Annotated in this window: 19 protein-coding genes and 2 pseudogenes; 12 read left to right on the top strand and 9 right to left on the bottom strand. The window is 65.2% G+C overall.

All coding sequences use genetic code 11. From position 1 onward, the window contains the following. Nucleotides 1-29: 29 nt before the first annotated feature. From AC05QJ_RS20225 to AC05QJ_RS20190, 8 genes and pseudogenes are all read right to left on the bottom strand, one after another. Nucleotides 30-276: pseudogene (locus tag AC05QJ_RS20225) on the bottom strand (DUF2846 domain-containing protein); the annotation flags it as partial. Between the two features lie 13 nt (nucleotides 277-289). Beyond that, nucleotides 290-694 carry a DUF4259 domain-containing protein gene (locus AC05QJ_RS20220; RefSeq protein ID WP_476743063.1) on the bottom strand — a complete coding sequence of 135 codons (405 nt, stop codon included), beginning with the start codon at nucleotides 692-694 and terminating at the stop codon, nucleotides 290-292. A 208-nt stretch (nucleotides 695-902) separates the two neighbouring features. Next, nucleotides 903-1,028, bottom strand: a pseudogene (locus AC05QJ_RS20215) (LysR family transcriptional regulator); the annotation flags it as partial. 168 nt (nucleotides 1,029-1,196) lie between these two features. Next, nucleotides 1,197-1,493 (bottom strand): hypothetical protein, encoded by a 297-nt coding sequence (locus AC05QJ_RS20210; protein WP_476743062.1) that lies wholly within the window; start codon nucleotides 1,491-1,493, stop codon nucleotides 1,197-1,199. Between the two features lie 522 nt (nucleotides 1,494-2,015). After that, the gene (locus AC05QJ_RS20205; RefSeq protein ID WP_476743061.1) at nucleotides 2,016-2,315 is read right to left on the bottom strand and encodes a hypothetical protein; all 300 of its coding nucleotides are present in this window, start codon (nucleotides 2,313-2,315) and stop codon (nucleotides 2,016-2,018) included. A gap of 678 nt (nucleotides 2,316-2,993) precedes the next feature. Beyond that, nucleotides 2,994-3,560 (bottom strand): GNAT family N-acetyltransferase, encoded by a 567-nt coding sequence (locus tag AC05QJ_RS20200; protein ID WP_476743060.1) that lies wholly within the window; start codon nucleotides 3,558-3,560, stop codon nucleotides 2,994-2,996. A gap of 92 nt (nucleotides 3,561-3,652) precedes the next feature. After that, nucleotides 3,653-4,129, bottom strand: coding sequence for a surface-adhesin E family protein (locus tag AC05QJ_RS20195; protein ID WP_476743059.1), 477 nt, complete (start codon nucleotides 4,127-4,129; stop codon nucleotides 3,653-3,655). Next, on the bottom strand, nucleotides 4,126-4,773 hold the full coding sequence (locus AC05QJ_RS20190; protein WP_476743058.1) for a hypothetical protein: 648 nt from the start codon (nucleotides 4,771-4,773) through the stop codon (nucleotides 4,126-4,128). Before AC05QJ_RS20190 ends, AC05QJ_RS20195 begins: the two co-directional genes overlap by 4 nt. 140 nt (nucleotides 4,774-4,913) lie before the next feature. Here AC05QJ_RS20190 and AC05QJ_RS20185 point away from each other — a divergent pair, with 140 nt between their 5' ends. The 3 genes from AC05QJ_RS20185 (at nucleotide 4,914) to AC05QJ_RS20175 (ending at nucleotide 7,891) form a co-directional block, all read left to right on the top strand. Further along, nucleotides 4,914-5,456: a hypothetical protein gene (locus AC05QJ_RS20185; RefSeq protein ID WP_476743057.1), complete on the top strand. Its 543-nt coding sequence runs from the start codon at nucleotides 4,914-4,916 to the stop codon at nucleotides 5,454-5,456. 117 nt (nucleotides 5,457-5,573) lie between these two features. Then, nucleotides 5,574-5,969, top strand: coding sequence for an ASCH domain-containing protein (locus tag AC05QJ_RS20180; protein ID WP_476743056.1), 396 nt, complete (start codon nucleotides 5,574-5,576; stop codon nucleotides 5,967-5,969). Nucleotides 5,970-6,037: 68 nt separating this feature from the next. Then, on the top strand, nucleotides 6,038-7,891 hold the full coding sequence (locus tag AC05QJ_RS20175; RefSeq protein ID WP_476743055.1) for an ABC transporter ATP-binding protein: 1,854 nt from the start codon (nucleotides 6,038-6,040) through the stop codon (nucleotides 7,889-7,891). 21 nt (nucleotides 7,892-7,912) lie between these two features. Here the strand turns inward: AC05QJ_RS20175 and AC05QJ_RS20170 are convergent, their stop codons facing one another. Next, nucleotides 7,913-8,818, bottom strand: coding sequence for a LysR family transcriptional regulator (locus AC05QJ_RS20170; protein ID WP_476743054.1), 906 nt, complete (start codon nucleotides 8,816-8,818; stop codon nucleotides 7,913-7,915). A 267-nt stretch (nucleotides 8,819-9,085) separates the two neighbouring features. On the opposite strand from AC05QJ_RS20170, the gene speB reads away from it, so the two are divergent. From speB to gcvP, 9 genes are all read left to right on the top strand, one after another. After that, nucleotides 9,086-10,057 carry an agmatinase gene (speB, locus tag AC05QJ_RS20165; RefSeq protein WP_476743053.1) on the top strand — a complete coding sequence of 324 codons (972 nt, stop codon included), beginning with the start codon at nucleotides 9,086-9,088 and terminating at the stop codon, nucleotides 10,055-10,057. 16 nt (nucleotides 10,058-10,073) lie between these two features. After that, nucleotides 10,074-11,582, top strand: coding sequence for an aldehyde dehydrogenase family protein (locus AC05QJ_RS20160; RefSeq protein WP_476743052.1), 1,509 nt, complete (start codon nucleotides 10,074-10,076; stop codon nucleotides 11,580-11,582). 99 nt (nucleotides 11,583-11,681) lie between these two features. Next, nucleotides 11,682-11,861: a hypothetical protein gene (locus tag AC05QJ_RS20155; protein WP_476743051.1), complete on the top strand. Its 180-nt coding sequence runs from the start codon at nucleotides 11,682-11,684 to the stop codon at nucleotides 11,859-11,861. Beyond that, nucleotides 11,858-13,327 (top strand): cytosine permease, encoded by a 1,470-nt coding sequence (locus AC05QJ_RS20150; protein WP_476743050.1) that lies wholly within the window; start codon nucleotides 11,858-11,860, stop codon nucleotides 13,325-13,327. Before AC05QJ_RS20155 ends, AC05QJ_RS20150 begins: the two co-directional genes overlap by 4 nt. A gap of 4 nt (nucleotides 13,328-13,331) precedes the next feature. Beyond that, complete coding sequence (gene betA / locus AC05QJ_RS20145) at nucleotides 13,332-15,011, top strand: choline dehydrogenase (protein ID WP_476743049.1); 1,680 nt, start codon at nucleotides 13,332-13,334, stop codon at nucleotides 15,009-15,011. Between the two features lie 266 nt (nucleotides 15,012-15,277). Continuing rightward, nucleotides 15,278-16,702, top strand: a complete 1,425-nt coding sequence (gene cycA, locus AC05QJ_RS20140; RefSeq protein WP_476743048.1) for a D-serine/D-alanine/glycine transporter — start codon at nucleotides 15,278-15,280, stop codon at nucleotides 16,700-16,702. A gap of 79 nt (nucleotides 16,703-16,781) precedes the next feature. Then, the gene (locus AC05QJ_RS20135; protein WP_476743047.1) at nucleotides 16,782-18,314 is read left to right on the top strand and encodes a sigma 54-interacting transcriptional regulator; all 1,533 of its coding nucleotides are present in this window, start codon (nucleotides 16,782-16,784) and stop codon (nucleotides 18,312-18,314) included. Nucleotides 18,315-18,563: 249 nt separating this feature from the next. Beyond that, nucleotides 18,564-18,941 (top strand): glycine cleavage system protein GcvH, encoded by a 378-nt coding sequence (gene gcvH / locus AC05QJ_RS20130; RefSeq protein ID WP_476743046.1) that lies wholly within the window; start codon nucleotides 18,564-18,566, stop codon nucleotides 18,939-18,941. Nucleotides 18,942-18,955: 14 nt separating this feature from the next. After that, nucleotides 18,956-21,826, top strand: a complete 2,871-nt coding sequence (gene gcvP / locus AC05QJ_RS20125) for an aminomethyl-transferring glycine dehydrogenase (protein WP_476743045.1) — start codon at nucleotides 18,956-18,958, stop codon at nucleotides 21,824-21,826.

Here is a 21,826-nt window from a genome sequence, read left to right as displayed (position 1 = left end):
GTGCCTACCACCGTAACGTTCGGAAGCGCTTACTCACTTTCTTTAGCGATGGTGCCGAGCGACGCGTCCTTGGTCAGACAGCGGCCTTCGAGGTCGCTCAGTGCCTTGAGGCTGGTACGCGCTATCACCACGTCCATCTCGGTTTCCTGCTTGAGGTAAATGACCTGACCGGCTTTTACGTTCAGGGTCATGTCGGCCAGTGCTCAGCCATGAGCTGATTACGTGATAGCCAGACGTCACGTAGAAATAGATTTACTCGTTTCCACGATTCTGGCCCTACCGCTGGCGATCACCGACCTAGCGCCGTTTGGATATCCAGCAGTCCGTTTCGCCAGGCCTCGTACTCATCGCTCTCGGCCCAGAGCTCCTGGAGTTCCGAGTTTTCCGATAGAACACGATCAATGACGGCCTGTGCCTGAGTGAACAGAACTGGGGCAGGTTTGGGCGATTGGCGCTTCACCCAAGCCGTCACGGCCTCATCAGCGGGGCCGGGAACTTCCTGACCATTGAGCAACGCTAAAACTGCGGCTGCGGCTACTCCACGGTCGGCTTCTGGAGCCTCCAGATACTCATCTGCGGTTATCACATCCTCCAGCGCCGAGTGGATGAGTTCGAGATCATCCACCTCGCTCAGCTCAATGGCGAAATCGGCTGCTTCGTCGTTTCCAAATGCATGAACTGACCATGTACCCATCGGTAACCCGTCCTTACGTTCCGTCTTGTGATTTCGCGAGCGCTGTTCTATTCCGCACTCCCGCCCCCTACTTAGCAGATAATGTCGCATCCAAGGAGTTAAGATTCATTAAGTTTTACTGCGCGTCGCCCATGGCCCATAGACCTGACCTTCGGCTCAAGGCTTTTCATTCAGACCATGGCCTCTAACATCTTTTGACGCCATACATTCAACGCTCAGAATGCAGTGCCTGAACCACCAGCGAGAAGGCTGGGGAGGGTTGTCGCCGGCTGGGGTAGTAGAGGAAATATCCAGCAAATGGAGCACACCAGTCATCCAGGACGCGGGTTAACCGTCGCCTCGCGCTCGAAGGCGTCACGGATTGCGTGAGGCTATTGAGCGCCACGAGGAGACAGGCAGGCGGTCTTGGGATTGAGTTATTTTCCCTGGCGAAGAGCCATGTGCGTGAAAGAGGGGCTTGCTGTCGAGGGGCATCTTGAATGCCCCTCGACGCTTCACTTTCTCACTCGTGATCCGGCAGGCGCGTATCTGCTGTACGCAACGTCTCCATAACCGCCTGACAAATCTCCAGTGACTGCCACGTTGACCACGCCAGATCTTCCAACGGGCGGGTCAGCATCTCGCACAACTGCGCATTGCTTTCAAAGGCCGAAGTCAGTGCGGCGGAGAGCTGCGCGAGGGCATCCTGGAGATCGGCGTCCGGGCAGACGGCGAACACCGGGCGTCTGGAGGCATGGAACGCGCCGAAACGGGCGTAGGCGATGGAGGGAACAGGTGGATCGGGAACGATCTTTTTCATGGTGCGACTCCTTCTGCAGTGGAGCTGCCAACCGTCGCCGCGAAACGAAAGGGTGGCAGCTGTACGCGGGTTCGCGGACCGAGGCAAAAGGAACCCGGCAGACCCGAGGGTCTCCCACGTACAGCCGCCATTGCACAAACAGCGGACGCAAAAAAAGCGCCTGCGATCGTGGAGTGGGGCGCTACTGAAGCACCTTTCGCATTCGGGCCGCGAAGCCCGTGTCGCTGAAATGGGCAGCGACCGGCGAAGCGTAGGCAGCACATCCCAGGCACGCAACGACTCACAGGGGCGGAAAAGTATGCTTGGGAAAATTGCCTACTAGAAAGTCGGAAATCTTGGCGGTTTTGTAGTCCTGTGCAGCACCTTCAGTGAGTTTTCTGTTCATCCGCTATCAGAAAACTGAAGTCGCAGATTCCCAGGAACCTGGGGGCGAGCTTGCCGGGGCGCCGAACCGCCGCGAGACCAGCGGCTAGCCACTGGTCGCCATTACCCGGTCTTCTGCCAGGGGCTCAATCGCTCCTCTCAGGGCTCATGCTCCGGCAATCGCGTATCCACCGTATGCAACGTTTCCATCACCGCCTGACAGATCTCCAGCGACTGCCAGGTCGACCACGCCAGATCTTCCAGCGGTCGTGTCAGCATCTCGCACAACTGCGCATTGCTTTCAAAGGCCGAGGTCAGCGCGGCGGATAGCTGGGCGAGGGCGTCCTGGAGGTCGGCGTCCGGGCAGACGGCGAACACCGGGCGTCTGGATGCATGGAACGCGCCGAAACGGGCGTAGGCGATGGAAGGAACAGGTGGATCGGGAACAGTCTTTTTCATGATGCGACTCCTAGGCTCTGTACGAAATGCATCCGAACTCGCCCATGCTGCGTTGAAAACAGGCTCGGAATGCTCATTTACAGCCAGTAAACTCCGCTTCCTCGCCTGTTTTCGCCTTGCCTGGCCTTCGCTCGAATACATTTCGTACAGAGCCTAGGCTTGAAGGGGCCGCCACTGATCGCTACCAAACGAAGGGGGGGCGGCTGTACACGGGTTGGTAGACCGGACCTAGGCACCCGGCGCGCACGAAGGCGCCCCGTGCACAGCTGCCATGACTCAAGACAGCCGGCGCGCCAGGCGCGTGCTGAATTGGGTGGAGTGCGTGCACGCCAAGGAAACGGGCTACCAAACCCGATCGCTGATTGTTCAGCGACCGACGAAGCGTAGGCAGCACATCCCAGGCATGCAACGACTCACAGGGACGGAAAAGTATGCTTGGGAAATTGCCTACTAGAAAGTCGGAAATCTTGGCGGTTTTGTAGGTCTTGGCAGCATTCCCGGCGGGATCCGGGGCCAGCAGCTATCAGAAGAGGCCCGTGCAATCGCTCTGATTCGTTGCAAAGTCTGCCCGCTGCCAACGCTTGGTGGACATGCTGAGCCGAACCTATGTCATTCCGGTGAAAGACCTGGTTCAGCTACGCACGATGGTGCCGGTTGAACGTGCTTGGAAGCCTTCGGTCATCCAGGTGTGCTGCACCGGGCGCCTCGCTGCAACCAGGCCTCCCGCGTCAGTTCCCAGATCTCCTTCATGTGCGGGCCTGAAACGAAATGCCCCTGTTCCGTGCCCAGCAGGCGCATGCCTTCGTGAAGTGAAACCTTGCGCGAGCCCTCGTTGCCCACCGCCTTGGGCACCTGCATCAGCGGCCGCCCGAGGGTTTCGAACCAGTAGGCATTGACCACCTCGCACGCTTCACGCATGTAGCCGTGGCCTTGCCACTTCGGCGACAGCCAGAAGCCCCGGTTGTTTCCCGGCTGGTCGTAAAGGCTGATGCTGCCGATCTTTTGCCCGGGCTCTGCGGCAAGGCTGATCATCCAGTGCCATTCACTCCCGGCGGCGATGGCGGGGAGGGCGATGTCGCGCACGTAGGTCAGGGCGCCGTCGTCGGGATAGGGCCAGGGCACGCGGCTATCGAGGTAGCGCACCACGTCCCAATGAGGAAACAGTTGCTGGATCGCAGGGGCATCGCTCAAGTGCAGCGGGGTGAGCAGCAGGCGGGAGGTCTCGAGGGTCGGGGTACTTTCCATGGCGCAGGATCCATTGCGTGGGCGAGGTAGTGTCGCAACGCCAGGGCCATGATGTCGAGGGGCCGCGTGCACGGCCCCTCGACTGCTTTGCCTCACTTCGCGGAAGAGCGCATCCGCGCCGGGTCAAGCCCACAGGTGATGTTGCGCAATTCGCCCAGCATCGACTGTCGTTCGAACGGCTCCCATTGCGGGATATCGTTCTTGCTCACCACCTCGACGCCCTGGGCGAAGGGCTCGGAAAAGTACGTCCGGCCAAACTGCGCTTTCTCGTCGCGCTCGCAGTTGATCACCAGCAGTGCGCGGGAGCTGCGCACCAGGGGTTTGTCGTCGCCAATCCGGGCGGGGTCGCGGTAGTTGTGGAGGATGTAGAACTGCCGCAGCTGCGGATTGCCGTGGTACAGGGCAATGGAGTACGCCGCAAAGTAGCTGGCCAGCTCGGGCGTTTCCATGATCTTGAATACCCCGGCAGGCTTGGCCGGTTCAGGGGGCGGTGCCGGTTCCGTTTTCGCGGGGCCTTGGGCGCACCCGCCCAGCAGCAGGGCCGCGCCCAAGTACCAGGCGCGGATCATTGGGCGGTGCCTTGGGCCAGGTCAGGTCGTTCCTGCTGCAGCAGCCGTGCATCGACGCTGCCCTGCAACGAACACATCAGGCGGGTCTTGCCATCTTCGACGCTGAGCATCAGCAGTTTTTCCGCCGAGCCTTTCGCTGGCGCGATGCCCTCGGCCGCTCCCGGGTTGTCCTTCCAGCCGGCGTCGGTGCTCAGCTTGATCTGCGGTCTGGAGATGAAGTATTCACCGGCTTCCTGCCACTGCGCCTGGGGCAGGCGGGCCATGACCGCTTCGCGGCTGGCGTCGGTCTCGAAGCCCCAGAAGTAATAGGTGCCGGCCTCGCCCAGGTCGAAGACGCGGTCGTAGTAGCCGGTCAGTTTCAGGCCCTTGTCGTCGACCGGTTTGCTGAAACGCTGGGTGGCGGTCTCGGTTTCCTTGCGGTCGGTCACCGGCAGCCAGGCCAGGCCGCGCTTGTCATCCTGTCCCACCTTGGCCGCCCCGGCCAGCTCGCTGCGCTGGCTGTAGAGCTTGTTGAAGAACGACGGGTCGCACTGGGCCAGGCCGTCGATCAGGCCGTTAGCCATGGCGTTGCCTGCGCCGAGGGTCAGCAGCAGTGCCAGCGCGGATTTGGCCAGGGGACGGGAGAAAAGGGGATGCAGTTCCATTGCTAGAAGGTTCCTGATAATGACTTAAAAAATGCCTGCGGCGCTCTAGTACCGCACGGCGGTGGGTGTGACTGCTTGAAAACGCTCGAGTTCCGTGGCTTAGTCGACGGCCCGCCAGCGATTCTATCAAGGAAGATTCTGTGAGTTTTTTGCCTCGCGTCATTACGTTGTCTGTCGTCGCTTGCCTGCCGGTCTGCATCCCCGTCGCCAAGGCGATCGAGTTCGATGTGCCCTACGGAATGTATGAGACGTATTTGAAGCAGAACGTCGGGGCCCAGGGCGCGCTCACCTGCAAGGTCACGACCCAGGGGGAGAACCGTGGCGAGAAGTGGGTGCCTTCGGTGATCCTCGCCGCGGCGCAAGACGACGCGGAAGACGATACGCTGTTCCTGTCCAGTTACGTGAAACTGGAAAGCCAGGAGCGCTTGTTCGTGCTGCGCACCTTCAACAAGGCCCAGCCGATCATCAACACCGTGTTCAGCACGGTGAACAACCAGGCCGGCCTCTTTTCGCTGCGCTTGAGCTGGGCCGCCGATGGTGCCATCGGCTATCAGGTGGCCAATGGCGATAAAGGCGAGTGGTCCGCGTTTCAGCAAGTGGCCAAACCCGGGTTTTCGGTGCGGCATGTCAGCGTGCATGTGTCGGGGATGAAGGGGCGAGCGGACTGTCGGGTTCAGGAGTGAAGAGGGCCCTGGCGCTCGGGCAAGTGCACTGCTCCCGATGAAAAACGCTCGAGCGCCTTTATCCCGTGGCCGCACCCTGTATCCTTTGCCCACCCTGTCATTACCAAGGAACCCGGTATGTCGCTTTCCAGCGGGTGCAGCGCGCTGCGGACGTTCAAAGCCCTGTCCATCGTCAGTCCAGGCGGCGGTCGCATCGCCAGCGGTCAGAAAACCCTCGAGGTTCGCCGCTGGCATCCGCACCTCGATCCTGCCGAAGACCTGCTGATCGTCGAGAACGGCCGCTTCCTGCACATCGAGGGCGAGGAAGACGATGGCCATGCCGTGGCGATCGTGCGGGTCAAGGCGGTTCGTCCGTTCGTCGAGGCTGATATCCCGGCCGCCTGCGCCAGCAGTTACGCGGACGGCTGGCTTGCCTGGGAACTGACCGATGTGCGGCCGATCACGCCGCCGGTTCCGGTGCGTGCGGCCCGGGGCATCTATGACGTGATGCTCCCTGAAGCGACACCGGCTTGAACCAACGCGCGCGCCAAGCCTCTGTCACCAGACAGACCCGTATCATTTTTACTTTTCCAGAGATCACCATGCTTCGTGTTTTTGAGCGACGACTCGACCCTTTCCCGCCCGACGAACTGCCGCCGCCGCCCGTTGGCCTGGCGCGCTTTCTCTGGGCCTGCACCCGTGGCGCCCGTAGCTACGTGCTGCTGTTCGCGCTGCTTAGCGCGGCGGTGTCGGTGTATGAGGCCTGGCTGTTTTCCTTCCTCGGCCAGGTGGTCGACCTGCTCTCGGCCTGGAAGGCGGGCGATGCGTCGGCCGGCCAGGAAAGCAGCGTGCTGTGGGGCATCGGCATCGTGCTGGTCACCAGCATCGGTCTAGTGGCGCTGCGGACCATGGTCCAGCATCAGGTGCTGGCGATCAATCTGCCGCTGCGGCTGCGCTGGGACTTCCACCGGCTGATGCTGCGCCAGAGCCTGTCGTTCTTCTCCGACGAGTTCTCCGGGCGGGTCACCACCAAGGTGATGCAGACCGCCCTGGCGGTGCGCGAGGTGTTGTTCACCCTGATCGAGATCCTGCCCGGCATCGGCGTCTACTTCATCGCCATCATCGCCCTGGCCGGCGGTTTCGCCCTCAAGCTGATGCTGCCGTTCATTGCCTGGATCGTGCTGTTTGGCCTGGCCATGCTGTATTTCGTGCCGCGCCTGGGCAAGGTCGGCCAGGAGCAGGCCCACGCCCGTTCGTCCATGACCGGGCGGGTGTCGGACGCCTACACCAACATCACCACGGTCAAGCTGTTCTCCCACTCCAAACGTGAAGCGCACTTCGCCCGTGCGGCGATGGAAGACTTCAAGGAAACCGGCTTCCGCCAGATGCGCCTGGTCAGCCAGTTCGAGATCGTCAACCAGACCCTGGTGGTGGGGCTGATCCTCGGTGCCGGCGGCTATGCGCTGTGGCTGTGGCACCAGGGCGATGTCGGCACCGGCGCGGTGGCGGCGATCACCGCCATGGCCTTGCGCATCAATGGCATGTCGCACTGGATCATGTGGCAGATGACCTCGCTGTTCGAAAACATCGGCACCGTGCAGGACGGCATGCAGACCCTGACCCAGGGGCCGAAGGTGGTGGACGCACCGGATGCCGGGCAACTGGTGACCCGCGGCGGCGCGGTGAGCTTCGATAACGTCAGCTTCAACTACAACGGTGAGCGCCAGGTGCTCGACGGCCTCAGCCTGGAGATCCGGCCGGGCGAGAAGATCGGCCTGGTGGGACGCTCCGGCGCGGGCAAGTCCACGCTGATCAACCTGCTGCTGCGTTTCTACGACGTGGACAGCGGGGCGATCCGTATCGACGGGCAGGACATTGCCAAGGTCACCCAGGACAGCCTGCGCAGCGCCATCGGCATGGTTACCCAGGACACCTCGCTGCTGCACCGCTCGATCCGCGACAACATCGCCTACGGCCGGCCCGAGGCGACCGAGGCGCAGATCCGCGAGGCGGCGGCCAACGCCCAGGCCGACGGCTTCATCAGCCAGCTCAGCGACCGCCAGGGCCACAGCGGTTACGACACCCTGGTGGGCGAGCGCGGCATCAAGTTGTCCGGCGGCCAGCGCCAGCGCATCGCCATCGCCCGGGTGATGCTCAAGAACGCGCCGATCCTGCTGCTCGACGAGGCCACCAGTGCGCTGGACTCGGAAGTGGAAGTGGCGATCCAGGAAAGCCTCGACGAAATGATGCAGGGCAAGACCGTCATCGCCATCGCCCACCGGCTGTCCACCATCGCGGCCATGGACCGGCTGATCGTGATGGACAACGGGCGCATCATCGAGCAGGGCACCCACGCCCAGTTGCTGGAGAAGAACGGCACCTACGCGCGGCTCTGGCAGCACCAGAGCGGCGGCTTCCTCGGCGAGGACCAGGGCGTGGTCGAGGCGGTCGAGTAGGGCGGCGTCAAGGCGAGGCGTTCACCCCGACGGGTGCATGCAGGTCGCCAGGTCCTCGAGGAACGCCTGCAGGATCGGCGGCGAGACGCCACGACGGGTGATCACGTCGAACGGCGAGCTGAGGTTCAGGGCGCTGGCTCCCAGCCGGCGCATCTCGCCGGTCTTGACCCACTGTTCGGCGAAGTGCACCGGCAGAAAGCCGAGGTAGGCCCCGGAAATGATCAGGATCGCCGCCGCCTCGATGTTCTCCACCGTGGCCGCGGCCTTGGTGATGCCCAGTTGCTCGAGGTCGTATTGCTGCATGTAGCCGCGCACCACGATGCGGCAGGTGCGCACGTCTTCCAGCAGCCGGCCATTGCTGTGCTGGCTGGCGAACAGCGGGTGCCGACGCCCGCAATACAGGCCCAGCGCCTCCTCGTACAACGGCAGGTACGACAGCCCCGCGACCCGTAGCGGAAAGTGCCCGATGGCCAGGTGCAGGCGGCCGTCGAGAACGCGCTCTTCCAGTTCCGCCGGGGTGCCGATGTAGATGTGCAGGTGGGCATCGTGGCCGCGGGAAACGAAGCGCTGGGTGGTGCGCGGCAGCGGCGAGGCCGGATCGGTCAGGGTGGAGTCGATGATGCCGAGGTTGAGCTTGCCGCTGATGTGCTGCTTGAGCACGTCGGCGTCGAGGCAGAAGCTCTCCACCGCGCTCAGCAGGCGCAAGGTCGCCTCGTGGATCGCCACGCCCTGTTCGGTCAGGCGAAAGCCGCTGCGCCCGCGCTGGCACAGCTTGACGCCCAGGCGCGTCTCCAGGTGGGTCATCTGTTCGCTGATGGTCGACTGCCCGGCATTGAGCGCCGCCTGCGCGGCGGAAAAGCCGCCGCAGCGGACGATCGTGGTGAATACCCGAAGCAGCTTCAGGTCGACATCGTGGAGCTGGATCACGCGGGCCTCCTGTTCGGGGGTCACATCGCATCGACTGATATGAGCGCCCCGGAACGCTGTTTTCTTTCAAGCTAACCACGGGCGTTTCCACGCTGCAATCTCTGGTTTACACCCATACCGGCCACGCGCGATACATCGGTCTGGTCGATGCATGTATCTGCACTTGCGCATTTTTCCGTGGTTCCCGGGCGCCCATAGTGGCTGGCAACGGTGGTGGCTCGCTCGCCCCGTCTCCTGACCAGAACAAGAACCCGGAGAAATCTGAACATGGCAAAGCACGGTTATGAATCCGGCCGCCTGAACCTGCCTTTCGTGGGCCATTGCACCTTCGCCAAGGCGCCCATCTGCACCGACTGGGCGGCGATCGACGCCGACGTTGCGATCCTCGGCGCGCCCAACGACATGGGCACCCAGTGGCGCTCCGGCGCACGGTTCGGGCCGCGCGGCATCCGCGAGGCATCGACGCTGTTCTCCTTCGGCCACGCCGGGGCCTACGACCATGAAGACGACACCACCTACCTGACCGAAGACCAGTTGCGCATGGTCGACGTCGGCGACGCCGATATCGTCCACACCGACATGGCCACCAGCAACGCCAACATCGAGTCGGCGGTGCGCCAGATCCTTGCGGCCGGCGCCATGCCGGTGGTGCTGGGCGGCGACCACTCGATCCACGCCCCGGTCATCAAGGCCTACGAAGGCCACGGCCCGATCCACATCATCCACTTCGACGCCCACCTGGACTTCGTCGACGAGCGCCATGGCGTGCGCTATGGCCATGGCAGCCCGCTGCGCCGCGCCTCGGAACTGCAGCACATCGTCGGCATGACCCAGATGGGCATCCGCAACGTGTCGTCGTCCAACCGCGACGACTACGACGCCGCCCGCGATGCCGGCTCGCAGATCCTCTCGGTGCGCGATGTGCGCCGCCTGGGCTGCGAGGGCGTGCTGGCGAAGATTCCGCAAGGCCTGGATTACTACATCACCATCGACATCGACGGTTTCGACCCGTCCATTGCCCCGGGCACCGGCACCCCGAGCCACGGGGGGTTCCTTTACTACGAGGTGCTGGAAATCATCCAGGCCCTGGCCCGTCGCAGCCAGGGGCGGATCGTCGGCATGGACCTGGTGGAAGTGGCCCCGGCCTACGACCCGGCGGGCGTGACCTCGATCCTCGCCGCGCAACTGCTGATGAACAGCATCGGCTTCATCTTCCACGCGCGCGCCAAGGCCCGCTGACTCGGAGACGTTCACCGTGGACAACAAGGTCAAGACTTACCTGCAGGCCTTCGGTACTTCCGAGGCCACCCAGCGCTTTCTCGGCAAGCCGCAGCGCCTGTTCATCGGCGGCGCCTGGCTCGATGCCAGCGATGGCGCCCTGGCCGACGTGATCGAGCCTTCCACCGAAGGCGTGCTGACGCGCATTCCCATGGGCACCGCCGCCGACCTCGACCGCGCCGTGCAGGCCGCCCGCGCACAGTTCGACGGCGGTCCCTGGAGCCAGCTCAAGCCGCTTGAGCGCGAGCGCCTGATCCATCGCCTCGCCGACCTGATCGAGCACAATGGCGACGAACTGGCGCAGATCGAATCCATCGACATGGGCAAGTCGGTGAGCCAGGCCCGCGCGGTCGATATCCAGGGCACCGTCGATACCCTGCGCTACTTCGCCGGCTGGGCCAGCAAGCTGCACGGGCGCACGGTGGAACCGTCGCTGCCGGGCAATTACCTGGCCTACACCCGCAAGGAAGCGGTGGGCGTGGTCGGCGCCATCGTGCCGTGGAACTTCCCGCTGCAGACCATGGCCTGGAAGCTCGGCGCGGCGCTGGCGACCGGCTGCACCGTGGTGGTCAAGCCGGCGGAGCTGACGTCGCTGTCGGCCCTGCGTTTTGCCGAGCTGGTGCAGGAGGCGGGGATCCCCGACGGCGTCATCAACATCGTCACCGGCCGCGGCAGCGTGGTGGGCGAGGCGATGTGCAGCCATCCGGGCATCGACAAGCTCAGTTTCACCGGCTCCACGCCGGTGGGCTGCGCGGTCGGCAAGAGCGCCATGGACCAGATGAAGCGCCTGACCCTGGAACTGGGCGGCAAGTCACCGGTGATCGTGTGCGCCGATGCCGACATCGAGGCCGCCGCCGTCGCGGTGGCCAACGGTGTGTTCTTCAACGCCGGGCAGGTTTGCGATGCCGGTACCCGGGTTTATGTCGAGCGCAGCATCTACGCCGACTTCCTCGACGCCCTGGCCCGCTACACGGCGACCCTGAAGATCGCCCCCGGCCTGGACCCGGAGTGCTTCATCAGCCCGATGGTATCGCGCCAGCAACAGCAGCGGGTGCTGGACTACATCGCCCTCGGCCAAGCCGAAGGCGCCCGGCTGTTCTACGGCGGCCAGCCACTGGACGGCCCCGGTTTCTTCGTCGAGCCGACCATTTTTGCCGACTGCGACAACCGCATGCGTGTGGTCCGCGAGGAAATCTTCGGCCCGGTCCTGGTGACCCAGCCGTTCGACAGCCTGGAGCAGGCGCTGGAGCTGGCCAACGACTCGGTCTACGGCCTGGCCGCCGCCATCTATTCCAGCGACCTGGGCACGGTTCACGGGCTGATTCCGCGGCTGCGGGCCGGCACGGTCTACGTCAACGCCCACAGCACCCTGGACCCCTCCATGCCGTTTGGCGGCTACAAGCAGTCCGGCTACGGCAAGGACATGGGCGCCGAGCAACTGGAGTTCTTCCTGGAAACCAAGGCGGTGTGGATCACCTTGCCCTGAGCCCTGACGCGGTACAGCGCCGTCGGGTGGTTGGCCGGCGGCGCGACATGACGGATGCATCGAAATTTCAAGAACAAGAACCTGAAGAGGGTGATGCCCATGAACAGCCAAGTGGATGTCGAGCGTGCGCAAGACCTGGAACGGCGCCTGCGCGCCTATGAAGAACTGGAGAGCAGGGCGCACTGGCCCGGGGCGCTGACGGCGCTCGACTGCGTGGCGCTGGTGCTGCTGAGCGTATTGATGGTCGGCGTGGCCCTGGCGGTCGGAGGCCGGCCATGAACGGCGGGCGCGAAGAGGAGTTCCGCCTCGCTGCGGAACGGGGTGACACGCCGCTGTTGCCGGGCGAGCGGGTCTGGGGCTTCTGGGGGTTCGCCTATGCCAACTCGGCGCTGGCGGTGGCCACCTGGGTGTTTCTGATCGGCGGTGCCACGGCGCTGTTCGTCGGCCCGGCCCAGGGAATTGCGGCCATCATCATCGGCAATCTCCTCGGGGTGATCCTGGCGGCAGCGTCCACCTGCCTGCCGTGCGGCAAGTACGGCGTCGAGCAGTTCACCTTCCTGCGCAGCATGTTCGGCGCCAACGGCAGCCGGCTGGTGTATTTCCTCTCGGTGGTGCTGCTGACCCTGGGCTGGCTGGCGGTGCTCGGGCTGATGTGCGGCCGAGCGCTGGACAACCTGGAAACCCTGGTGCAACAGGCGCCGCCGGATGGCGACGGGCCCTGGGTCAGCGGCGGCGCCTTGCTGGCCATCACCCTGGCCGCGCTGGTGGCCATGCGCGGTCCGGACATGATCCGGCGCCTCAGCGCGGTGATCGCCCCGAGCCTGATCCTGATCATGCTGGCACTGATGTACTTCATCTCGCGCAACCACAGCCTCGCCGAACTGCTGGCGATGCCGGCTCTGCAAGCGCCGTTCGCCGACCCGCGTGTCAACTTCATGATCGCCGTGGAGATCAACATCGCCGCGGGTTTCTCCTGGTGGCCCTACATCGGCAATCTGTCGCGCCTGTGCAGCAACCAGCGCACCGCCTTCTGGCCCAACCTGGTGGGCATCTTCGGCGCGGCCTCGCTGGGTGAGACGGTCAGCCTGTTCGCCGCCTCGACCCTGGGCAGCAGCGACCCGACCACCTGGATGCGCATGGCCGGCGGCATGACCTTTGGCGTGATCGCCCTGGCGTTCCTGGCCCTGGCCAACCTCACCGGCATGGTCAACATCCTCTACACCGCGGTGATCGGCCTGCGCCAGTTGGCCGGCGAACGCCTGCGCAGCGTGCGCTGGGGTGTGCTGGTGGCGCTGTTCTGTCTGATACCGGTGGTGATCGTGCTGTGTTTCCCGGGGATCTACGACGGCTTCTTCATTTTCCTGGTGTGGACCTCCGCCCTGAACAGCGCCCTGGCCGGGATCGGCATCGCCGATTACTTCTTCCTGCGCCGCCAGCGTCTCGACCTGCGCCACCTGTACGCGGCGTCCGGCCAGTCGCCAGTGCGCTTCTGGCGCGGCGTGAACCCCATCGCGCTGCTGGCGCTGCTGGCGGGCTTCGCCATCTACGTGGTGGTGTTCAACCCGCAGACCCTGGCCCACACCACCTTCTTCACCTTCGCCACCGCCTCGCTGCCGTCCTGCCTGCTGGCAGGGCTGGTCCACTACGGCCTGACCCGCCTGCTGGCGCCACGCCGTGGCTGGGGTGGCTATCCCAAGCGCACCGACAACGCGATCGAGGCCGCGGGCCTCGGCGCCAAGGACTAGAACCATGAACAAGCGATACGACTACATCATCATCGGCGCCGGCTCGGCCGGCTGTGTCCTGGCCAACCGCCTGACCGAAGAGGCCGGCATCTCGGTGCTGGTCCTGGAGTTCGGCGGCAGCGACCGCAGCGTGCTGATCCAGATGCCCAGCGCCTTCTCCCTGCCGATGAACACCAAAAAGTACAACTGGCGCTACGAAACCGTCGCCGAACCGCACCTGGACGGCCGCCGCCTGCACTGCCCGCGGGGCAAGGTGTTGGGAGGGTCGTCGTCGATCAACGGCCTGGTCTATATCCGTGGCCATGCCTGCGACTTCGACGAGTGGGAAAGCCTCGGCGCCAGGGACTGGAGCTACCGCCACTGCCTGCCGTACTTCAAGCGTGCCGAGCACTTCAAGTTCGGCGGTGATGACTACCGCGGTGGCGCCGGGCCGCTGTCCACCAACAACGGCAACAACATGCAGAACCCGCTCTACGGCGCCTGGGTGGAGGCTGGCGCCGAGGCCGGCTACATCAAGACCGACGACTGCAACGGTTACATGCAGGAAGGTTTCGGCGCCATGCACATGACCGTCAAGGACGGCGTGCGCTGGTCCACCGCCAACGCCTACCTGCGCCCGGCCATGACCCGTCCCAACCTCACCGTGGTGACCCACGCCATGACCCGGCGCATCCTGCTGGACGGCAAGCGCGCCGTGGGTGTGGAGTACGACCAGGGCGGGCAGACCCACAAGGTCTATTGCAACCGCGAGGTGCTGGTGTCGTCCGGGCCGATCGGTTCGCCGCACCTGCTGCAGCGCTCGGGTATCGGCCCGGAGGCGGTGCTGCGCAAGGCCGGTATCGAGGTGCGCCATGACCTGCCGGGCGTAGGCGAAAACCTCCAGGATCACTCGGAGATCTACATCCAGTACGCCTGCAAGCAACCGGTGACCCTCAACGGCAAGATGAACCTGCTGGGCAAGGCGCTGATCGGCCTGCGCTGGCTGCTGTTCAAGGATGGCCTGGGCGCCAGCAACCACTTCGAGGCGGGTGGTTTCATCCGCTCGGCCAAGGGCCTGCGCTGGCCGGACATCCAGTTCCACTTCCTGCCGGCCGCCATGCGCTACGACGGCGACAAGCCGTTCAAGGGCCACGGTTTCATGGTGCTGACCGGGCCGAACAAGCCCAAGAGCCGCGGCCATGTGCGGGCGCTGTCGGCCGACCCGTACCAGCATCCGGAAATCCGCTTCAACTACCTGGAGAGCGAAGAGGACCGCGAAGGTTTCCGCCGCTGCGTGCGCCTGACCCGCGAGATCATCGCCCAGCCGGCCATGGACCCTTACCGCGGCGAGGAACTGGCGCCGGGGCCGCAGGTACAGACCGACGCCGAGATCGACGCCTTCGTGCGCGCCAACATGGAAAGCACCATGCATCCCTGCGGCTCCTGCCGCATGGGCGAGGACGACATGGCGGTGGTGGATTCGCAATTGCGGGTCCGTGGGCTGCAGGGGCTGCGGGTGATCGACTCCTCGGTATTCCCCAGCGAGCCCAACGGCAACCTCAACGCACCGACAATCATGCTGGCCGAGCGCGCCGCCGACCTGGTGCGCGGTCGCCAGCCCCTGGCGCCGTCGGATGTGCCGGTGGGGCTGGTGGGCGACTGGCAGGAGCAGCAGCGCAGCAAGGCGCCGCTGCGCGCGGTGTGACCACGGACCGATAGCATTCCATTGGAGCGAAATCGCTCCAGTGGCGGCAGGGCCCTGTACACAGGGCCCGACGGCGGTTTTCTACCCCGGCGACGGCCCCGTCGCTGGAGCGAGTTCATTACAGCCAGATCGCCGCGACCCGGCAAAACCGGGGCCTTGCGGCCTGGCACAGCGCTTGCTGATACCCCTGCGGGTAACCCGCTCGCGGCACGCCTGTTCGAACTTGTGACCTTATAAAAACAATTCAATGTGCAAGGTAGAAAACCATGACCGAACCGTCCTTCGATCACCGTCCCCGTGAAGGTGAAGAGCACGAACTGCAGCGCAATCTCTCCAACCGCCACATCCAGTTGATCGCCATCGGTGGCGCCATCGGCACCGGCCTGTTCATGGGCTCGGGCAAGACCATCAGCCTGGCCGGCCCCTCGATCATCTTCGTCTACATGATCATCGGCTTCATGCTGTTCTTCGTCATGCGGGCAATGGGCGAGTTGCTGCTGTCCAACCTCAACTACAAATCCTTCATCGATTTCTCTGCCGATCTGCTCGGGCCCTGGGCCGGCTTTTTCACCGGCTGGACCTACTGGTTCTGCTGGATCGTCACCGGCATCGCCGACGTCATCGCGATTTCCGCCTACACCCAGTTCTGGTTCCCCGACGTTGCTCCGTGGTTCCCGGCCATCGCCTGCGTCGGCCTGCTGCTGTCGCTCAACCTGCTGACGGTGAAGATGTTCGGCGAGCTGGAATTCTGGTTCGCCATGATCAAGATCGTCGCCATCTGTGCGTTGGTGTGCACCGGCCTGTACATGGTCGGCGCCAGTTGGCAGTCGCCGGCGGGCCACGCGGCATCGCTGGCCAACCTGTGGAATGACGGTGGCCTGTTCCCCCATGGCGCCATGGGCTTCTTCGCCGGTTTCCAGATCGCCGTGTTCGCCTTCGTCGGTATCGAACTGGTGGGCACCACGGCAGCGGAAACCCGCAACCCGGAGCGCAACCTGCCGCGGGCGATCAACTCGATCCCGCTGCGCATCATCGTGTTCTATGTCCTGGCGCTGGTCGCGATCATGGCGGTGACGCCGTGGCGCGAGGTGGTGGCCAACAAGAGCCCGTTCGTCGAGCTGTTCGTGCTCGCCGGCCTGCCGGCGGCTGCGGCGATCATCAACTTCGTGGTGCTGACCTCGGCGGCCTCGTCGGCCAACAGCGGCGTGTTCTCCACCAGCCGCATGCTCTATGGCCTGGCGGTGGAGGGCGACGCGCCCGGTGCGTTTCGCGGCCTGTCGAAACGCGCGGTGCCGGCCAACGGCCTGCTGTTTTCCTGCCTGTGCCTGACCTTCGGCGCCTTGGTGATCTACGTGATGCCGAACATGCTCGACGCCTTCACCCTGATCACCACGGTGTCGGCGATCCTGTTCATGTTCGTCTGGTCGATGATCCTGCTGTCGTACCTGGCCTACCGCAAGCAGCGCGACCACCTGCACCAAGCCTCGCGCTTCCGCATGCCCGGCGGCATCCCGATGGTCTGGGCGTGCCTGGCGTTCTTCGTGTTCATCCTGGTTTTGCTCGCACTGGAGCAGGACACCCGTCAGGCCTTGCTGGCAGCGCCGCTGTGGTTCGTGGTGCTGGGGCTGGCGTGGCGTTCGCTGCGGCAGAAGAAGGCGGAGGGCGGGCAGCTGTCCTGTGAGACCGACTGACGCTGCGGCGTGATTCAATCCGGGGGGACGGCGCGCAGGTGCCGTGCCCCCGTCGTCATTTCAATCGTGGGGACTTGCCATGCGCATCCATGTCACTTTCATCGACCGCGTCGGCATCACCCAGGAGATCCTGGCGTTGCTGGGCGCGCGCCACCTCAACCTCGACGCGGTGGAGATGATCCCGCCCAATGTCTACATCGACGCGCCGACCCTGTCGCCGCCGGTACTTGACGAGTTGCACGACGCGCTGCTGAGCATCGACGGCGTGCGCGCCGTGGACCTGGTGGACTTTCTGCCGGGCCAGCGCCGTCACCTGCATCTGGAAGCGCTGCTGGCGGCGATGAGCGATGCGGTACTGGCGGTGGATCCAGGCGGCCATGTGCTGCTGGCCAACCCGACCCTGGTCGGGCTGTTTGGCCGCGAGCCGGCGGGGGAGCCGCTGTCCAGCCTGTTCGGCGGCGCCGACCTGGCGCGCACCTTGATCGACAAGGGCTTTCGTCTGCCGATGTGCGAGGTGGATTTCCAGGGACAGGCCCTGTTGCTGGAGGCCACGCCCATCAGCGGCGGCGGGGATGAACTGGTGGGCGGATTGCTGACCCTGTATCCGCCCAGCCGCATCGGCGAGCGCCTGGCCTCGCTGTTGCACGACCCCGCCGACGGGCTGGGGGCGCTGTTGGGCGAGTCGGCACCGCTCAAGGAACTCAAGGCGCGTCTGCACAAGGTCGCCAGCCTCGATGCGCCGGTGCTGATCCAGGGCGAGACCGGCACCGGCAAGGAGCTGGTGGCCCGCGCCTGTCACGCCCTCAGCGCGCGGCGCGATGCGTCGTTTTTGGCCCTCAACTGCGCGGCGCTGCCGGAAAGCCTGGCCGAGAGCGAGTTGTTCGGCTATGCCGCCGGCGCCTTCACCGGTGCCCAGCGGGGTGGCAAGCCGGGCCTGCTGGAACTGGCCGATGGCGGCACCGTGTTCCTCGACGAAGTGGGCGAGATGTCACCGTACCTGCAGGCCAAGCTGCTGCGTTTTCTCAACGACGGCAGCTTCCGTCGCGTCGGCGGTGGCGGCGAGGTGCGGGTCAATGTGCGGGTAGTCTGCGCCACCCACCGCGACCTCGAGCAGATGGTGGTGGAAAACAACTTCCGCGAAGACCTGTACTACCGCCTCAACGTGCTCAACCTGCGGGTGCCGCCGCTGCGCGAGCGGGGGCGCGATATCCTGCTGCTGGCCGAGCACTTCCTGCGCCAGGCCTGTGCGCAGATCCAGCGCACGCCATGCCGGCTGGCGCTGGCGACCCAGCCGCTGCTGCTGGGCAATCGCTGGGCCGGCAACGTGCGCCAGTTGCAGAACGTGATCTTCCGCGCCGCGGCCATCAGCGAAGGCGAGGTGATCGACTGCGCAGACCTGGAACTGGCGGGCACCGCGCTCAGCAGCCGCCAGCCGGGCGAGCCGGAAGTGGTCAGCCTGGAGGCGGCGGTACAGGGCTTCGAGAAATCCTTGCTGGAGACCTTCTACGCCGCTTACCCCTCCACCCGGCAACTGGCGGCGCGCCTGCAGACCTCGCACACGGCGATCGGTCAGCGGCTGCGCAAGTACGGTATCGCGCAGCGCAGCGTGTAGCGGTTCGATTCCACTCCAGTGGAGCGATTGCACTCCAGTGCGCTCCGGGCCCGCGTGCTGCGGGCCTTTGGGCCCGAACCCGCAAGCATTGCCTGGCGAGCGGAGCGATTACGCTCCATCCCGAGGGTGTGCAGATAGCCGTAAAAATCACTCAAGTCATTGATCCTTATGGGTTTTATCAACCTGGCATCGCCCTTGCTCTAGTCCTTTCAGTCCTGCACCGGGACCTACATAACAAGAGGAAAGCCCATGAGCACATTGCGTTTTACCCCCGAACACGAATGGCTACGTCTGGAAGCCAACGGTGAACTGACGGTCGGCATCACCAGCTTCGCCCAGCAGGCCCTGGGTGATGTGGTGTTCGTCCAGTTGCCGGAGCCGGGCCGCTACGGGGAAGGGCATGAGGCGGCGGTGCTGGAGTCGGTCAAGGCCGCCAGCAATATCGGCATGCCGCTGAGCGGCGAGGTGGTGGCGGTCAACCCGGCGTTGGCCGACGACCCTGAGCTGGTCAACGCCTCGCCCATGGACGAGGGCTGGTTCTTCCGCATCCTGGCCGACGACCCGAGCCAGTTCGACAGCCTGATGGACCAGGACGGCTACGACCGTTTCCTGGCCGAAAACGCTTGAGGCGGGTGACCACCATGAGCAGAACCTCCCTTGCGCTGACCACCGCCAACGAATTCATTCCCCGGCATATCGGTCCGCGCCAGGCCGATATCGACGCCATGCTGGCGCTGACCGGCCATACCTCCCTCGACGCCCTGATCGCTAGCGTGATCCCCGCCAGCATCAAGGGCAGCAGCGTGCTCGAACTGTCCAGAGGGCAGGGCGAGACCGAGGCCCTGGCGGCGATCAAGGCCATCGCCGAGAAGAACCAACTGCTGCGCAATCACATTGGCCAGGGCTACTACCCGTGCCACACGCCGGCGCCGATCCTGCGCAACCTCCTGGAGAACCCGGCCTGGTACACCGCCTACACGCCTTACCAGCCGGAAATCTCCCAGGGCCGGCTGGAGGCGTTGCTGAATTTCCAGACCCTGATCAGCGACCTGACCGGCATGGAAATCGCCAACGCCTCGCTGCTCGACGAAGCGACCGCCGCCGCCGAGGCGATGACCTTCTGCAAGCGGCTGGCGAAGAACAAGGCCCCGGCGTTCTTCGTGTCCCGCGACTGCCATCCGCAGACCCTCGACGTGGTGCGCACCCGCGCCGAACCGCTGGGCATCGAGGTGGTGATCGGCGACGAAGCGAGCCTGGTGGAAGAGAGCTTCGCCGGCTATTTCGGCCTGCTGCTGCAATACCCGGCCAGTACCGGTGCGATCCTCGACCACCGCCAGCTGGTGCGCCGCGCCCATGCTGCCGGTGCCCTGGTGGCGGTAGCCGCCGACCTGCTGGCCCTGACCCTGCTGACCCCGCCAGGAGAGTTCGGTGCCGACGTGGCCATCGGCAGTGCCCAGCGCTTCGGTGTGCCGCTGGGCTTCGGCGGCCCGCACGCGGCGTATTTCGCCACCCGCGACGCCTTCAGGCGCGACATGCCGGGGCGGCTGGTGGGGCGCTCCATCGATCGCTTCGGCAAGCCGGCGCTGCGCCTGGCGATGCAGACCCGCGAGCAGCATATCCGCCGCGAGAAGGCCACCAGCAACATCTGCACGGCGCAGGTGCTGCTGGCCAATATCGCCAGCATGTACGCCGTCTACCACGGCCCCCAGGGCCTGGAGCGGATCGCCCGGCGCGTGCATCGGCTGACGGCGATCCTGGCCAGGGGACTGCGTCAGCTCGGCCACGACGTCGAGCAGGCCCATTTCTTCGACAGTATCAGCGTGGCCGGCGCGCGGCCTGCGCACGAGCTGCTGGCCAAGGCCCGCGCCGCCGGCATCAACCTGCGCCCCATCGACGCGCAGCGGGTCGGCGTGTCGCTGGACGAAACCTGTGAGCGCGCCGCCGTCGAGGCACTCTGGCAGGTGTTCGCCGCACCTGGCCAGGTGCTGCCGGACTTCGCCGCCCTGGCCGCCGACTGTGGCGACCGGCTGCCCGCGCCGCTGCTGCGGGAAAGCGCGTTCCTGCAACACGAGGTGTTCAACCGCTACCACAGCGAAACCGAGTTGATGCGCTACCTGCGCCGCCTGGCCGACAAGGACCTGGCCCTGGACCGCACCATGATCCCGCTGGGCTCCTGCACCATGAAGCTCAACGCCGCCAGCGAAATGATCCCGGTCACCTGGCCGGAGTTCGGCGCGCTGCATCCCTTTGCGCCGAGCGAGCAGACCCAGGGCTATCGCCAGCTCACCGACGAGCTGCAGGCCATGCTTTGCGCCGCCACCGGCTACGATGCTGTGTCGCTGCAGCCCAACGCCGGCTCCCAGGGCGAGTACGCCGGCCTGCTGGCGATCCGCGCCTGGCACGCCAGTCGCGGCGAGGCGCAGCGGGATGTGTGCCTGATTCCGTCATCGGCCCACGGCACCAACCCGGCCACGGCGCAGATGGCCGGCATGCGCGTGGTGGTGGTCGGCTGCGATGCCCGCGGCAACGTCGATGTCGCCGACCTGCAGGCCAAGGCCGAACAGCACCGCGACCACCTGGCGGCACTGATGATTACCTACCCCTCGACCCACGGTGTGTTCGAGGACGGCATCACCCGCATCTGCGCCATCGTCCATGAGCAGGGCGGCCAGGTGTACATCGATGGTGCCAACATGAACGCCATGGTCGGGCTCTGCGCACCGGGCAGGTTCGGTGGCGACGTCTCCCACCTGAACCTGCACAAGACCTTCTGCATTCCTCACGGCGGTGGCGGTCCGGGTGTCGGCCCGATCGGGGTCAAGGCGCACCTGGCGCCGTTCCTGCCGGGCCATGCCCATCTGGACAATTCCCGGGGCGCGGTCTGCGCGGCGCCTTACGGCAGCGCCAGCATCCTGCCGATCACCTGGATGTACATCCGCATGATGGGCGGGGAAGGGCTCAAGCGCGCCTCGCAACTGGCGATCCTCAGTGCCAACTACATCGCTAGGCGCCTGGAAGAGCATTACCCGGTGCTCTACAGCGGCGACAACGGCCTGGTGGCCCACGAGTGCATCCTCGACCTGCGCCCGCTCAAGGACAGCAGCGGCATCAGCGTCGAAGACGTGGCCAAGCGCCTGATCGACTACGGCTTCCATGCCCCGACCATGTCCTTCCCGGTGGCGGGAACCCTGATGGTGGAGCCCGCCGAGAGCGAGTCGAAAGAGGAACTCGACCGCTTCTGCGAGGCGATGATCTGCATCCGCGAGGAAATCCGCGCCGTCGAGAACGGCAGCCTGGACGCCCTCGACAACCCGCTGAAAAACGCCCCGCACACCGCCGCCGAACTGGCCGGCGAATGGAACCACGGCTACAGCCGCGAGCAGGCGGTGTATCCGCTGGCCTCGCTGCGCGAGAGCAAGTACTGGCCGCCGGTGGGGCGCGTGGACAACGTCTACGGCGACCGCAACCTGGCCTGCGCCTGCCCGCCCGTGGCCCTGTACCAGGACGCCTGA

This window comes from Pseudomonas sp. TUM25319, assembly GCF_056388475.1.
This window is presented reverse-complemented; position numbering and strand designations above follow the sequence as displayed.